The sequence below is a fragment of the Sphingomonas astaxanthinifaciens DSM 22298 genome (assembly GCF_000711715.1).
Classification (GTDB): domain Bacteria; phylum Pseudomonadota; class Alphaproteobacteria; order Sphingomonadales; family Sphingomonadaceae; genus Sphingomicrobium; species Sphingomicrobium astaxanthinifaciens_A.
Genome location: NZ_JONN01000001.1, coordinates 481,114 through 495,503, shown reverse-complemented (window position 1 = coordinate 495,503; position 14,390 = coordinate 481,114). Strand labels below are relative to the sequence as shown.

Genomic DNA, 14,390 nt, shown 5'->3' with positions numbered 1-14,390 from the left:
GAAAGCTGGCGTTCGGACTCCGTCGACGCGTCAGAGCTGCTGGACTGTCGGCCGAAAAACGATCTCGCTAATTCCAACGTCCTCGGGCTCGCTGATCGCGAAGGCCACCATCCGGGCAAAGGTTTCGGCTGCGACGCCGACCTGTCCAACATAGTCCTGGTTGGCGCTTTGAACGTCTTTCTCGCTGATGTGGTCGAGAAGCTCGGTCTTGACCGCGCCCGGCGAAATGATGGTCGTGCGGATGTTGTGAGGGGCCGCTTCTGCCCGCAGCCCGTCGGACAGCGCCCTTACCGCGAATTTGGTCGCCGAATAGACCGCCGAGCCCTCAAAAATCTTGTGCCCCGCAACTGAGGAGACATTGATGATGTGACCGTGTTTCTGCGCCTTCATGTGAGGAAGCGCAGCGGCGATCCCGTACAGCACACCCTTGATGTTGACGTCGATCATCCGATCCCATTCGTCGACCTTCAGGCGATCGAGCGGCGAAAGCGGCATCAGGCCCGCGTTGTTGATGAGCACGTCGATGCGTCCGTATGTCTCGACCGCTGTGGCCACCAATTTCGTGAGATCGTCACGGTTAGTGACGTCCGTGGCGACTGCAGTTGCCTGGCCGCCAGCCTCGACGATCTCTGCCGCAAGGGCCTCGATGCGGTCGGCGCGGCGGGCTCCGAGAACGATCTTCGCACCCCGTGCAGCAAGATGAGCGGCAGCTGCCGCTCCCATGCCACTGGACGCGCCGGTGATGACGATGACCTTGTCAGTAATGCCATTCATGTGATTGACCTTGTCTGCTTGTTTAGAGTGGTATGCGGGTATGCGCGTTAGGGGCGACGGAGCGACACCGTGACGGCGTCGGCATTGTCGAATTCCGAGAGATCGCCCTCGACTTGTCCGAGGATCACGATGCCCGGAGGAGGAACGCGGCCTTTAGCGTAGTAGATGACGAAGTCGCGGTCTTCCCACAGGCCGAGCGTCCCGACCGAGAAGTCGCGTTGCCGCTCGCCATCCGGGAGGGCCGAAGGGAGCACGCCCGTCTTCTCCTGGCGCAGGTGATCACGCATTTGGAGTCGCAGTGGCAGCTGCGTCGCGAGCGCCCGCGCGGAAGCGTTGTCGGCCAGCCTGGCGCTAAACTGAGCTTGCTCAGTGGAGATCAGAACTTCGTTGATAAGCATGTCAGCTCCCTTCCGCGTCTCATCTTGCCCAATCTCGACCCGACCAGCCGCTGCCTTCTGATTGGCGGCTGGTGTGTCGGCGTTTTGATGGCCGGAAACGTGCGGCGGGCTGCACGCGACCAAGGCGGATGCAATGACCGCAGCACTGGCAGGTTTCATTATTCCAGGTCGGCCAGATACTGCTGGTCCGTGACCTTCTCCATCCAGGTCACCGGGGAGCCGTTGACCGACTCCTGGATCGCTACATGTGTCATGCCTTCGTGCGGGGTCGCTCCATGCCAGTGCTTATGTTCCGCTGGGCACCAAAGGATGTCACCGGCGCGAAACTCGAGCTTTGGCCCGCCTTCGATTTGCGTCCATCCGGTGCCTTCCGTGACAATCAGCGTCTGACCGGCCGGGTGCGTGTGCCATGCCGTGCGCGCGCCCGGCTCGAAGTGGACGATTGCACCTCCCACCCGCGACGGATCGGGGCGCTGGAACTGGCCGGTGATGGTAACTTTGCCGGTGAAATATTCGGCCGGTCCGGCAACCGTCTTCATTTCTGATTTGCGAACGATTTCCATGCGCGGTCCTCCTCCTGCTGATCTGGACGTGGACGGTCCCGCAAGGGCGACCGCCGGGTTAACGAGTGTGGCGAGCGCAAGCGCTGTCGCTGCGGAATTCTTGGGAAGAGTAATCACAGGTTCTTCCCGAAGAAGTCGGCAAATCGGTCGAAGGGGATCACGTCGACCTTGTCGTAAAGATCGGTGTGGCTCGCACCGGGAACGATCACCAATTCCTTGGGCTCAGCCGCCGCGGCATAGGCAGTCTCGCTGAAATAACGTGAGTGCGCCCGCTCGCCGTGCACGAACAGGATGGGACGCGGCGCGATCTCCTTGATGTAGGTGAGGATCGGCATGTTCATGAAGGACAGCGGCGTGGTGATCGTCCACGAGCCGTTCGAATTCACCGCGCGCGGATGGAAGCCGCGCGGCGTCCGATAATAGTCGTGATAGTCGACGAGGAACTGCGCCTCGCCTCCTTTGAGATCGTTCATGCGCGGGCCGTAGGCGGGCGTGCCATTCGCCGCGTCGGTCCACCGCTGGTGGCTGAGTTGTTCGAGTGTGTGTGTGCGCTGCTGGGGCGTGACGCTGTCATTGTAACCGCGCGACATAAGCCGGGTCATGTCGTACATAGTGCTGACTGCGACGGCCTTGACCCGCTTGTCGACGGCGACGGCGTTCAGCGCCATGCCGCCCCAGCCGCAAATGCCGAGAATGCCGAGCCGCTCACGGTCGACCGAGGCATGTCGGCCAAGATAGTCGATAGCGGCGCTGAAATCCTCGGTGTTGATGTCGGGCGAGGCGACGTTGCGGGGGCTGCCTCCGCTTTCGCCCGTGTATGACGGGTCGAACGCCAGGGTGACGAACCCGCGCTCAGCCATCGTCTGCGCATAAAGCCCGGACGATTGCTCCTTCACCGCGCCGAACGGCCCACCGACAGCGATCGCCGGCAGCCGCCGGGCGCCACGATCCTTGGGTAGGTAAAGATCACCCACCAGCGTGATCCCGTAGCGATTGGTAAAGGTCACCTTCTGGTGATCGACCCGCTCGCTTCGCGGAAAGACTTTGTCCCAGGTCTGCGTCAGTTGCATGGTCGCTCCATTGGTTGGGCTCGGCGCCGTCTGCGCGAAGGCAGGGCCAGCAGCCGCGAAGGTCAGCGTGGCGGTAGCGAGGAGGCTGGCGAGGATGCGCCGGCGATCCAGAAGCGCGCTTGGGGACAGGGCGTGTTGCATCGATTGTCTCCGTTCAATGGGCCGCAAAAACGGCGCTGGGCGGGTCAGCGGGGTCGGCTGCATTGCTCGGCGCCCGAGCGGCGAGCAGCGCGGCGCCTGCGGAGGAGATCAGTAGGGCGGCACTGACGAGGAAGGTGGCCTGATAGCCCAACCGGTCGAACAGGATTCCGCCTACCCCTGCGCCCAGCGTGATCGCCAATTGAACCACCGCCACCATGAGCCCGCCGCCGGCTTCGGCGTCGTTCGGAAGCACCCGGCTCACCCAGGTCCACCAGGCGACCGGGGCGGCTGTGCCGACGAAGCCCCACAGAACCAACAGGACCGTGACCACGCCCGGGGAGTGGCCGGCTGCGACCAGCCCCGCCGCGATCGCCGCCATCGCCAGCGGCATTGCGGCAAGCAGGCTATACAGCGATCGCCTGAGCGCAAAGTCGATGGCGTAGGTTCCGGCCAGACCTGCGACGCCAACAACAAGCAGGATCAGCGCGAGGGTGGTCACGCCCACCCCGGTTATGCTTTCGAGGAACGGGCGAAGGTAAGTGAAGAGGGCGAACTGGCCCATGAAGAGCAGGGAAACCGACAGCATTCCCAGCGGCACTTGCGGACGGCGCAATAACCTGAGTGCCGCGATCCCACTGGCACGCTCATGATTAGGCATGGCGGGAAGCGTCCTGAACAGCCACACCAGGGTCACGCAGGCAAGCGGAACGACACAAAAGAACGCCCCGCGCCAGCCGATGAACTGGCCAAGATAGCTGCCCAAAGGTGCCGCGATGGTCGTGGCCAGCGCATTGCCGCCGTTGAGCAGCGCCAGCGCCTTCGGAACGGCAGCCTCGGGCACTAGGCGCATGACCGTTGCCGTGGACATCGACCAGAAACCGCCGATCACCACGCCGAGCAGGGCGCGGCCGGCCATGAACACCAAGTAGTTCGGGGCACAGGCAACGATCGCCCCAGACACGACCATCAGGGTGGTGAGACCCAGCAGCAGGGAGCGCCGGTCGACGTTGCGGCTTGCCGCAGCGATGAACAGGCTGGTGAACACCGCAAAGATGCCGGAAATGGCAATGGCCTGTCCGGCCTGGCCTTCGCTGATCTGGAGGCTGGAGGCGACCGGCGTCAGCAGGCTCACCGGCATGAACTCCGACGCGATGAGCGTTGAAACGCACAACGTCAGGGCAAAGACGGCGGGCCATCCGCCATCGGAGCTGCGGATGATCGCGTGACTTGGAGCCGAAAGTCGGGAGGGAGCGAGTTCCATTCAGCCCATCTAGTGCATCCACATCGTGACGATTACCCGCTATGATCGGCATGGAGCTGTGAGCAGGATTCAACAATGCAACGCGAAACGATGGCAGACCTCGTCGCGTTCTTCGCGGTGGCGCGGGAACGGAGTTTTACCCGGGCGGCGGCGAAACTCGGAGTTTCGCCATCAGCCTTGAGCCACACGATCCGAAAGCTCGAGGAACGGCTGGGGGTTCGCCTGCTGACCCGAACCAGCCGCAGCGTCGCCACCACCGAGCCGGGGGAAAGGCTTCTCGAGCGCGTCGGTCCGCACTTCGATCAGGTGTCCGACGAGCTTGCCCGGCTGACTGAACTTCGCGACACGCCCGCCGGCACCCTCCGCATCACGACGGGAGACCAACCGGCCGAGAGCATTCTCATGCCCGCGATCGCCAAGCTTCTGCTTCGATACCCTGACCTGTCAGTCGAAATAATGGTCGACAATGGCTTCGTCGATATCGTCGCCGAACGCTTTGACGCCGGGGTGCGGCTGGGCGAGACGCTCGCGCAGGACATGGTGGCGGTCCGGATTGGCCCAGACCTCGAAATGGCGGTCGCCGCATCGCCCGCCTATTTCGCCAAGCACGGTTCGCCGCACACACCCGACGATCTGGCCCGGCACAATTGCATCAATCTACGCCACCAAGCCCGGGGAGGTAATTCGGTCTGGGATCTCGAACGCGACGGCAGGGCCGTCAACGTGCGTGTCGAAGGCCAGTTCGTCGTGAACGACATTGCCGTTGTCAGGCAGGCAGCAGTTGACGGGGTAGGCCTGTGCTATTTGCCTCGTGACTACCTCCAGGACCAAATCGATAGAGGCGATCTCGTGCCGGTGCTCGAGGAATGGTGCCCGCCGTTCCCGGGATATCACCTCTACTACCCGAGCCGTCGTCATCAATCCCCCGCCTTGGCGGCCTTCATCGCAGCGGTCCGATATCGCGGATAATGTCTCTTGGCTGCCGATGGCAGGAATGACCGCTTTCCGCTCGGTAGCGACGATGGCTGAATGACCGAGATGGGCGCAGAGTCGAATGGCTGGATCTGGCCGGGAGGGGACCGTCCGCTTCTAGGACCGGAGCAGCCAAAGGCGCCATCGCTCGCGCGAACGCCTCAGCAAAATATAGTCGCCAGCTACGGGTGATCCTCTTCACAGAGTTGATGATTGGCGAGGGATTGCATGATGTGGCAGCTTGCGATGCGGCCTCCTCCACAATCGACGAGCATCCGGCGTAATTCCCGCTCGAGCTGTTGCAATTGAGCGATCTTTCGCTCGACCGTCGCAAGATGCCCGGATGCGATGCGGTCCACTTCCGCGCAGTCGCGATCGGGTTGGTCGGCGAGGTCCAACAGAGACCGCACATCCGCGATGTCAAAGCCCAAACTTCGGGCATGGCGGACGAACCGAAGACGTTCCGCATGGTCGGGCCCGTAATCGCGATAGTTCGAATTCGTCCTAGCCGGCGGAGGGAGCAGGGCGATCCGCTCGTAATAGCGGATGGTCTCGGCATTCGTACCGGTGGCCTGCGCCAATTCTCCTATCTTCATAATTCGTGGCCTTGACCCTGTAGTCGCTACAAGGAGCATAAGCCGGTCTCATCGATTCGGTCGAGGTGGCGAATGGCGTGCAATCACTGTGCATCCGAGACGGTTAGCCGCGCGACCGATGTGCGCTGGCGTCAGGCCCTCTGGGTCGCGCTCGCTGTCAACGGTGCGATGTTCGCGGTGGAACTCGGCGCCGGCTTCATGGCAGACAGCAAATCACTGCAGGCCGACGCGCTCGACTTTTTCTCGGATGCTGCCAATTACGCCATATCGCTCGGGGTTGCCGGGCTTGCCTTGGCCTGGCGCGCCCGCGCGGCGCTTTTCAAGGGCCTGACTCTATTACTGATGGGCGCATATGTGATCGGTACGGCGGTCCTGGCTGCGCTGCAGGGGTCGGCGCCCGAGCCATTCCTGATGGGTGGCATCGGTGTCGCGGCGCTCGTTGCCAATGTCTCCGTGGCAATCATGCTGTTTCGCTGGCGGGCGGGCGACGCCAACATGCAGTCGGTCTGGATCTGCAGCCGCAATGATGCGATCGCAAATATCGCCGTCGTCGCAGCAGCGCTTGGCGTGTTCGGCACCGGGACCCGTTGGCCAGACCTGGTCGTGGCGGGGCTGATGGCGGCGCTAAGTTTTTCCGGCGGGTGGAGGATCGTGCGTCTCGCGGCAGCCGAATTACGCACGACCGAAGCTCATGCTTCGGCGCAAAGATGAAGACACGGGCTTTCCCTTCCTTCAGCGGTGCTGGTAAGGGCACCTCACCAATGCGCCGTATCCTTCCCTTTCTCAGCGCCCTGATGCTGGTGCTTGTACTCTGGACAGGCAGCGCCGCGCAGGCGGCGGAAGCGATCGGTTGTGCCGAGGTGGCTGCGAGCGCCGAGGGGCACTTCGACGGCGATGGCGACCAGGTGCCTGCGGATGGCGACAAGGCCACCCCCCATCATCATGGCGCTTGCCACGGTCATTGCGTGGGCGTGTCGCTGGAAGAAGGTCAAGGGATCGTCCCAAGCGACATGACGAACGACAAAGTCGCGGCAGCCGCCGATTTTCACGGCGGGAACGATCCCGGGATATCTCTTCGCCCACCGATTGCCTGACGTCACATTGACGCTGGCTGGCATGCACCAGCCGGCTCCTCCCGTGTCGTCAGGAGTCTCCTTTCATGTCTCGTTTTTTCGCTACGGCCATAGCCGTGGCCATGGTTCCCGTCGCTGGGGCAGGCGCGCAGATAAGCGCACCTGCGACGCCGCCCATCGGCTCGCCTATCTTGATACCGCGCGCCGGACCCCCAGCCCCGCCGTCATTGAGCAACTACCCTGTGCTGGCTCCGCGAAGCGGCCCACTCCCCTCGTCTCTCACCCTCGTACAAGCGCTCGAAGAAGCGGAAGCCCGCTCTCCAGCCGTGCTGGCGGCGCGCGCCCGTGTAGAGGCAGCATCCGCGCGAATCCGGCAGGCGGGTCTTCGCACCAACCCTGAACTCAGCATCGAGGTCGAGAATTTTCTCGGGACCGGTGATCTCAAGGGCTTTCGGGCGACCGAGACTACGGTCGCGGTCAACCAACGCCTCGATCTTGGCGGGCGCCGGCAAGCGCGGGTCTCGACAGCTCAGGTCGAACTCGCGGCGGAGCGTATTCGGCTAGACATCGCCCGCGCCGACTTGGCTCGCTCGGTCAGGGAGCAATTCGCCCGGGCTGTCGTAGCCCGCGATCGTCTTAGCCTAGCTGAGGATAGCGAAGAGCGAGCCCGCGAATTGGCGAGGATCGCGCAGTTGCTGGTAGACAATGGCCGGGAACCGCCACTTCGCGCCCTTCGCGCGCGATCGGCTGCAACCCAGGCAGCCGCCGAGCTCGAGGCTGCGCGGGCGGACGAACGCGCGTCTCGGGCGACCTTGGTATCCCTATTCGGAATGACCGAAGCCGTGCCGAGCGTCAGCGGAAAGCTAATCGACCTCGAACCTCGGCTCGTAAATCCTGCAATTAGCCTTGAAGTGCGCCTGGCCGAAGCCGAACGGCTGATCGCGGAAGCCGAGCTCCGGCAGGAACAAGCGGCGAGCAGGCTCGACCCTGCGGTGGGCCTCGGGGTTCGTCATGTCCGCGAGGCCGGAGCGGTGGCCCTCGTCGGCGGAATGTCCCTTCCGTTGCCGGTCTTCGATCGAAATCGCGGCAACATTGAAGCCGCCCGTGCCGGCATTCGCGCGGCCGAAGCTAATCTCGCCAATGTCCGTGCGTCGGTTCAGGTCAGGGCCGCGAACGCCGCGACCAGCGTTCAATCGGCGACGGCAAGGGTTGAAGCGCTTGAACGCTCTGCCATCCCCGAAGCAAACGAGACGCTTCGGCTGTCGCGCCTTGCCTACATCGAGGGCCGCGCATCGCTGGTCGAGCTTCTCGACGCCCAGACGGCGTACCGCCAAGCCCAATCCGCCCTCATCGACGCCCGCCTCGCGCAGGCTCTCGCGACCGCCGAGCTCGGCCGGGTCGCCGCTCAACAGGATTCCCAATGACCGTCATCGAACGCGCAAACACCGCCATCCGCATTCAGGATGGCCGCTCCAAGCTGATGGCCGGCGGGGCCGCTCTCGCTCTGCTCGCAGGCCTTGGGGGTGTGTTGATTGGCAGAAGCACGGCGCCCGTGCCTCTTGCGGCAAGCACTGAAGCCCCAGTGGCCCAATCGGATGAAGGGCAGAAGTCCGGCCCCGAAGGCTTCATTGCCATCACCCCTGCACAAATCGCCGCCAATGGCATCGCCGTAGAACGGGTCTCATCAGGATCCATAGCATCGGAAGTCATCGCTCAAGCCACAATTACCGCTCCTCCGGAAGGTCAGGCGCTGGTAACCGCCAGGGCCGACGGCGCCATCACCCGCATAAACAAGCGTCTTGGCGATCCCGTTGCCTCAGGAGAGACGATCGCCCTGTTGGAGAGCCGTGAAGCGGCGGCCTTCGTGGCCGAACGCAATGCGGCGGCGGCGCGTGCGCAGGCAGCGCGCGCAGCGGCGGCTCGGGAGCAGCGATTGTTTGACGCAAAGGTGACGGCAAAACAGGATCTCGAGGCTGCTGTTGCCGCGCGGCAAACAGCGGAAGCGGAACTGCAGCGCGCTGATTCGGCCGTCAGGATTGCCGGGGTGACGGGCAACGGTCGTTATCTTGCCGTCCGATCGCCGATAGTGGGCAGAATCACCGAAGTAGACACGCAACTCGGTGCCTACGTCGCCGCCGGCGCCGAGCTCTTCAACGTCGCCAACCCCGACCGCATTCAGGTCCAAGCTGCGGTACCTGTGCCCGAAGCGCAGCGGCTCCAGCCAGGGGATTCCGCTGTTGTCGAATTGCCGGGCGGCGGCATCGTCGAAGCCAGGCTTCGCTCGATCACACCGTCGGCCGATCCGCAAAGCCGCGCCGTTGCTGTGGTTCTACAGCTTGCGGGGGCACCAGGCGGACTGCGCCAAGGCCAAGCCGTGCGAGTGCGCATCACCCCGCGAAACAGCAAGACCAGTGGCATCATCCTGCCCGAAGATTCGGTCCAGCTGATCGAAGGTCGCGATGCGGTCTTCGTCCAGGTGAAGGGCGGCTTCCAGGCCGTGCCTGTCCAGATCGGGCAGCGAAGCGGCGGCCGCGTCGAAATTTTAAAGGGCCTCGAGGCCGGTCAGATCATCGTCTCGCGAGGCGCCTTCGCCTTAAAGTCGCAGCTCGGCGCGAGTGAAGCGGAACACTGATCGTGTCGTCCGCTCTTCGGCTCACTCCTATCAGGAATAAACTCTCATGATTGAGCGTATTCTCGACGCTGCGATCCGCTTCCGCTGGGCCACGATTGGCCTAACTTTGGTGATCGCGCTCTACGGCGCCTTCCAGCTCTTCAAACTCCCGATCGACGCCGTTCCAGACATCACCAACAAACAGGTGCAGGTGAACGTCGCCGCGCCTCAGTTCAGTCCGCTCGATATGGAACGGCTGGTGACGTTTCCAATGGAGACGACCCTCGCCGGTATCCCGGGGCTCGATTACACCCGCTCAATCTCGCGCAATGGCTTCGCCCAGGTCACGGCCGTCTTCGACGAGAACGTCGACATCTATTTCGCGCGCCAGCAGGTCGCCGAGAGACTGGCCCAGGCGAGCGAAAGTCTACCGGACGGCGTGCAGCCGCAGATGGGGCCGGTCTCAACCGGGCTGGGCGAAGTGCTGATGTGGTCCGTCGACTACGCCCCGACCGCAACCGTCAATAATCCCAAGATTGCCGGCCGTCCCGGCTTCCAGCCAGATGGCTCCTATCTCACCATCGAGGGCGAGCGGCTGACGGACGAGGTGTCCAAGCTGGCTTACCTCAGGACCATCCAGGACTGGGTGATCCGTCCGCAGCTGCGTAATGTGGCAGGTCTGGCCGGGGTCGACAGCATCGGGGGCTACGAAAAGCAATTCGTCGTCCAGCCGGATCCGGCTCGCCTTGCATCGTACGGTGTTTCCTTCACCGAACTCGCCGATGCTTTGGAGGCGTCGAACATCTCTGTCGGCGCAAATTTCATTCAACGCGCCGGCGAGGCCTTCCTCGTGCGCGCCGATGCTCGCATCCGCCACATCGACGAGATCGGCGGCACCGTCATTGCCAATCGCAACGGCGTGGCCGTCCGCGTGTCGGACGTCGCGACTGTCCGACTGGGGGGAGAACTTCGCACCGGTGCAGCGTCCACCAACGGCAAAGAGGTCGTCATCGGGACAGCGCTGATGCTCGCGGGTGCCAACAGCCGGATCGTCGCCGAAGCCGTGGCCGAACGACTGCAGCAAGTAGCCAAGTCCCTTCCGCCCGGCGTGAAGGTAATGCCACTCTACGATCGCTCTGCGCTCGTCGATGCGACCATCTCTACAGTTGAGAAGAACCTCGTCGAAGGCGCGATCCTCGTCATCGCCGTACTTTTCTGGCTGCTCGGCAACATTCGGGCGGCCATCATCGCCGCCCTCGTGATCCCGTTGTCGTTTCTGATGATGGCGATCGGCATGACCCGCTACGGCGTGTCGGGCAATCTGATGAGCCTGGGTGCTCTCGACTTCGGATTGATCGTCGACGGTTCGATCATCATCATCGAGAACTGCCTGCGACGGCTGGCCGAGCGACAGCATCATGAGGGCCGCTTACTTCAGCTGTCCGAACGCCTTCACGAGGTGTTCGAAGCTGCCCGAGAGATGGTTCGCCCGACCCTCTACGGCCAAGCTATCATCCTTTTGGTCTTCGCGCCCTTGCTCACCTTTACTGGGGTCGAAGGCAAGATGTTCACGCCAATGGCGATCACCGTCATCTTCGCGTTGATCGGAGCATTTATCCTCTCGCTGACCTTTGTGCCGGCGATGGTGGCCGTGCTGATCAAGGGGAAGGTGGCGGAGAAGGACGTCGCCATCATCCGCTGGACGAAGGCACGCTACGAACCGCTCCTCGGAAAGGTGCTTTCGCGGCCTAAGCCGTGGATCGGCGCCGGACTGGGCGCCTTTGCTCTTGCCAGCGCCCTATTCATGACCCTCGGTCAGGAATTCATTCCGCAGCTCGATGAAGGTGATGCCTCGGTCCAGGCAATCCGCATTCCCTCGACGTCTCTCGACCAATCGCTGGACATGCAGTTGAAGGTCGAACGCGCGATCTCCTCTCTTCCCGAGGTCGCTTACATCTACTCCAAGACCGGCACGGCCGAAGTGGCCACCGATCCTATGCCGCAGAACACGTCGGACTCCTTCGTCATCCTGAAGCCCAAGAAGGAATGGCCGAGCGGCGTGGACAGCAAGGAGAAGGTAGTCGAGCGGATCGAGCAGAAAATGGGCTCGCTCACTGGCAACGCTTTCGAGGTCAGCCAGCCAATCGAAATGCGCTTTAACGAGCTTATCGCCGGCGTCCGAGGCGATGTTGCCATCAAGGTATTTGGCGATGACCTGACCCAGCTCGAGACCGTCGCGGCCCAGGTCGCGTCATCCATTGGAAAGGTCGAGGGCACCGCCGACTTGCGATCCGAACAGACCGCCGGCTTCCCGACACTTGAAGTGTTGTTCAATCGCTCTGCGATTGCCGCCTACGGCCTGACAGTCGACGAGGTCGCGAACACGGTGGCGGCTGCGCTCGGTGGGCGTGAAGCCGGCATCGTCTTCGAAGGCGACCGCCGCTTCGACATCGTCGTCAGGCTCGACAATCCGACCCGCGACAACCTCGAGGCGATCGGCGCGCTACCGGTCATGCTCGAGAATGGTGGCACCAGCGCTAGAACCTCGGTGCCGCTCCGCGAGGTCGCGAGCTTCCGCTTCGCGGACGGGGTCAATCAGGTCAGCCGCGAGAATGGTCAGCGGCGTGTCGTCGTCCAGGCTAACGTCCGAGGCCGCGATCTTGGCTCGTACGTCGAAGCCGCGCGGGCGGCGGTGGACCGTGACGTCAAATTGCCGCCTGGCGTCTTCATCGAATGGGGTGGGCAGTACGAGAATCTGCAGGCTGCATCGGCGCGCCTGTCTCTCGTCATTCCTGCGGTGTTCCTGCTTATCTTTGGCATCCTCTACATGGCGCTGCGGAGCTTCAGTTCGGCTCTTGCGGTCTATTCGGCGGTTCCGCTGGGACTTGCAGGAGGCGTCTTCGGCCTGGTGCTGGCCGGCTTCCCCTTCTCAATCTCTGCTGCGGTCGGCTTTATCGTACTCTCGGGCGTCACTGTTCTGAACGGCCTTGTCGTCATGACGAGCATTCAACAGCGCATCGGCACGGGCGAGAGCATCGACGAAGGCATTCGCGGCGGAATGATGGAGCGTGTTCGGGCGGTCCTCATGACGGGGGTCGTCCCGGCCATTGGCTTTGTCCCGATGGCTTTGGCGACCGGTCGCGGTGCCGAAGTCCAGAAGCCATTGGCGGTCGTCGTCATCGCAGGCCTGATCGTCGCGACCTTTCTCACCCTCTTCGTGCTTCCGGCGATCAGCCATTTCCTCTTGCACCGGGCGCGGGTCCGTCACGTCCAGGGCCAATATCAAAACGAGGATCCGTTCGGACGCGAGCCGGTCCCAGCGGAATGATTCGAAGGAGCCGAATGATGAAAATGAAGGGTCTAGCCACATTTACGGCGCTCCTGCTCGCCGCCTGCGCCCCGCAGGCGCAGCGTGAAGGTCAAGAGTCGAGCGGACGCAACTCCGAAGCGACGCACGGCGGCATGTCGATGTCGGTGGACCCAGCCGATCCCGACCGAAGCTTCGCCGCAGGAATGATCCCCCACCACCGCGACGCTGTCCGGATGGCCGAGGAGCAATTGCGCCTAGGCAGGGATCCGGAACTTCGCGCCATGGCGGCGAAGATAATCAAGGACCAGCAGGGTGAGATCGATCAGCTTGAACGCTGGCTCGCCAAGCCTGAGCACAAGGGAGGCAAGCAGTGAGTTTGCAAAAACAGGAGACGCCGCATGGCGAGTGATCACAGTGATCATGGCCACAGCCATGCCCCTGCCGATTTCGGACGGGCATTCGCGATCGGCATCGCCCTCAATGTGACGTTCGTCGCGATCGAGGCTGGCTATGGGGTCATTACCGGATCGCTGGCACTCCTCGCCGATGCGGGACACAATTTGTCGGACGTGCTCGGTCTCTTGGTCGCATGGGCAGCCACGGCGCTCTCTCGGAGGCCGCCGACCGCCCGGTTTACTTATGGGCTCAAAGGATCTTCAATCCTGGCTGCGCTTGCGAACGCCGTCCTCCTCCTGGTGGCTATCGGCGCCATCATCTACGAGGCGATAGGGCGGTTCTCGAACCCGCAACCCGTCGGAGGGGTCGGGATCATGGTCGTAGCCGCGATCGGGATCGTCATCAATGCGGCGACCGCATGGCTATTCGCCAGTGGCCGCAAAGGCGATTTGAACATTCGTGGTGCCTACCTGCACATGGCGGCCGACGCCGCTGTGTCGGCGGCCGTGGTCGTCGCAGGTGCGCTTATCTGGTGGACCGGGCGGGAATGGATCGATCCGCTCGTCAGCATCATGATCGCGTTTGTCGTTCTCTGGAGCACTTGGGCCCTCCTGCGCGATTCGGTCGTGATGAGCCTATCGGCGGTTCCAAGCTCGGTAGAATTGGTCGAGGTCGAGAGCTCCCTGGCGCGGCGCGACGGCGTCACCGGAGTTCATGATCTTCATGTCTGGAGCCTCGGCACAACGAGCTTAGCGCTCACCGCGCACCTCGTCATGCCGGGAGGTCACCCGGGAGATGAATTCCTGACCGACTTGGCGGAGGCCATGGAGCATGATTTCGGCATCGCGCATTCCACCTTCCAGATAGAGATCAGCGAGCATGTGCCCTGTGCCCTTCAGAGCCGAGAAAGCGGATGAGTGGATCAGGTGTCCGGCACGGCCGCATCGGGCCGCCCGTCTTCAGCTTTTCGAATTCCCGATATAGCGCGATCCGCACTTTGCTGGCGAACGCCGGCGGCTCGATGACGCGCGCCGATTTAGCCATGAAGATTGCCGAACAGCCCGAGCTGGCAGAGGCACTCAAAGATGGCAGGGGTCTGGCATCGCTGCTCTCAAACATGCGTCATAGCGGTGAAATCGCTCTGGAAGGCGATCTCGTTTCGCTCACCGGACGCGCGATACGAAGGATTGCGAAGCGGAACCTTAATCATGAAGAATGATCGTCC

At 62.9% G+C, this 14,390-nt stretch carries 15 protein-coding genes; 9 read left to right on the top strand and 6 right to left on the bottom strand.

Annotation, left to right across the window (positions count from 1 at the left end; all coding sequences use genetic code 11):
- Positions 1 to 30 precede the first annotated feature (30 nt).
- From BS69_RS0102485 to BS69_RS0102465, 5 genes are all read right to left on the bottom strand, one after another.
- Positions 31 to 774, bottom strand: a complete 744-nt coding sequence (locus tag BS69_RS0102485) for an SDR family oxidoreductase (protein WP_029940407.1) — start codon at positions 772 to 774, stop codon at positions 31 to 33.
- Between the two features lie 47 nt (positions 775 to 821).
- Complete coding sequence (locus BS69_RS0102480; RefSeq protein WP_037504338.1) at positions 822 to 1,172, bottom strand: cyclophilin-like fold protein; 351 nt, start codon at positions 1,170 to 1,172, stop codon at positions 822 to 824.
- 158 nt (positions 1,173 to 1,330) lie between these two features.
- On the bottom strand, positions 1,331 to 1,735 hold the full coding sequence (locus BS69_RS0102475) for a (R)-mandelonitrile lyase (RefSeq protein ID WP_029940405.1): 405 nt from the start codon (positions 1,733 to 1,735) through the stop codon (positions 1,331 to 1,333).
- Positions 1,736 to 1,848: 113 nt separating this feature from the next.
- Entirely contained in the window at positions 1,849 to 2,946 is a 1,098-nt protein-coding gene (locus BS69_RS0102470; protein WP_084184224.1) for an alpha/beta hydrolase, read from the bottom strand.
- Positions 2,947 to 2,959: 13 nt separating this feature from the next.
- The gene (locus tag BS69_RS0102465) at positions 2,960 to 4,207 is read right to left on the bottom strand and encodes an MFS transporter (RefSeq protein ID WP_084184223.1); all 1,248 of its coding nucleotides are present in this window, start codon (positions 4,205 to 4,207) and stop codon (positions 2,960 to 2,962) included.
- 75 nt (positions 4,208 to 4,282) lie between these two features.
- Here BS69_RS0102465 and BS69_RS0102460 point away from each other — a divergent pair, with 75 nt between their 5' ends.
- On the top strand, positions 4,283 to 5,176 hold the full coding sequence (locus BS69_RS0102460; RefSeq protein WP_029940402.1) for a LysR family transcriptional regulator: 894 nt from the start codon (positions 4,283 to 4,285) through the stop codon (positions 5,174 to 5,176).
- Positions 5,177 to 5,361: 185 nt separating this feature from the next.
- Here the strand turns inward: BS69_RS0102460 and BS69_RS0102455 are convergent, their stop codons facing one another.
- A complete protein-coding gene (locus BS69_RS0102455; protein WP_425423515.1) occupies positions 5,362 to 5,760 on the bottom strand; it encodes a MerR family transcriptional regulator in 399 nt (132 codons plus the stop codon).
- Between the two features lie 87 nt (positions 5,761 to 5,847).
- Here BS69_RS0102455 and BS69_RS0102450 point away from each other — a divergent pair, with 87 nt between their 5' ends.
- The 8 genes from BS69_RS0102450 (at position 5,848) to BS69_RS14125 (ending at position 14,384) form a co-directional block, all read left to right on the top strand.
- Positions 5,848 to 6,486 (top strand): cation efflux transmembrane domain-containing protein, encoded by a 639-nt coding sequence (locus BS69_RS0102450; RefSeq protein ID WP_029940400.1) that lies wholly within the window; start codon positions 5,848 to 5,850, stop codon positions 6,484 to 6,486.
- Between the two features lie 50 nt (positions 6,487 to 6,536).
- Positions 6,537 to 6,869: a hypothetical protein gene (locus BS69_RS14130; RefSeq protein WP_156956836.1), complete on the top strand. Its 333-nt coding sequence runs from the start codon at positions 6,537 to 6,539 to the stop codon at positions 6,867 to 6,869.
- A 206-nt stretch (positions 6,870 to 7,075) separates the two neighbouring features.
- Positions 7,076 to 8,272: a TolC family protein gene (locus BS69_RS0102440; RefSeq protein WP_245605093.1), complete on the top strand. Its 1,197-nt coding sequence runs from the start codon at positions 7,076 to 7,078 to the stop codon at positions 8,270 to 8,272.
- Positions 8,269 to 9,480, top strand: coding sequence for an efflux RND transporter periplasmic adaptor subunit (locus tag BS69_RS0102435; protein ID WP_037504336.1), 1,212 nt, complete (start codon positions 8,269 to 8,271; stop codon positions 9,478 to 9,480). The genes BS69_RS0102440 and BS69_RS0102435 overlap by 4 nt, the downstream gene beginning before the upstream one ends.
- 46 nt (positions 9,481 to 9,526) lie before the next feature.
- Entirely contained in the window at positions 9,527 to 12,787 is a 3,261-nt protein-coding gene (locus tag BS69_RS0102430; protein WP_029940396.1) for an efflux RND transporter permease subunit, read from the top strand.
- A 14-nt stretch (positions 12,788 to 12,801) separates the two neighbouring features.
- Entirely contained in the window at positions 12,802 to 13,143 is a 342-nt protein-coding gene (gene copM / locus BS69_RS0102425; protein WP_051676470.1) for a CopM family metallochaperone, read from the top strand.
- Between the two features lie 24 nt (positions 13,144 to 13,167).
- Positions 13,168 to 14,082, top strand: a complete 915-nt coding sequence (locus BS69_RS0102420) for a cation diffusion facilitator family transporter (protein WP_029940394.1) — start codon at positions 13,168 to 13,170, stop codon at positions 14,080 to 14,082.
- An 80-nt stretch (positions 14,083 to 14,162) separates the two neighbouring features.
- Complete coding sequence (locus BS69_RS14125) at positions 14,163 to 14,384, top strand: hypothetical protein (protein WP_169738046.1); 222 nt, start codon at positions 14,163 to 14,165, stop codon at positions 14,382 to 14,384.
- The last annotated feature ends 6 nt before the right edge of the window (positions 14,385 to 14,390 follow it).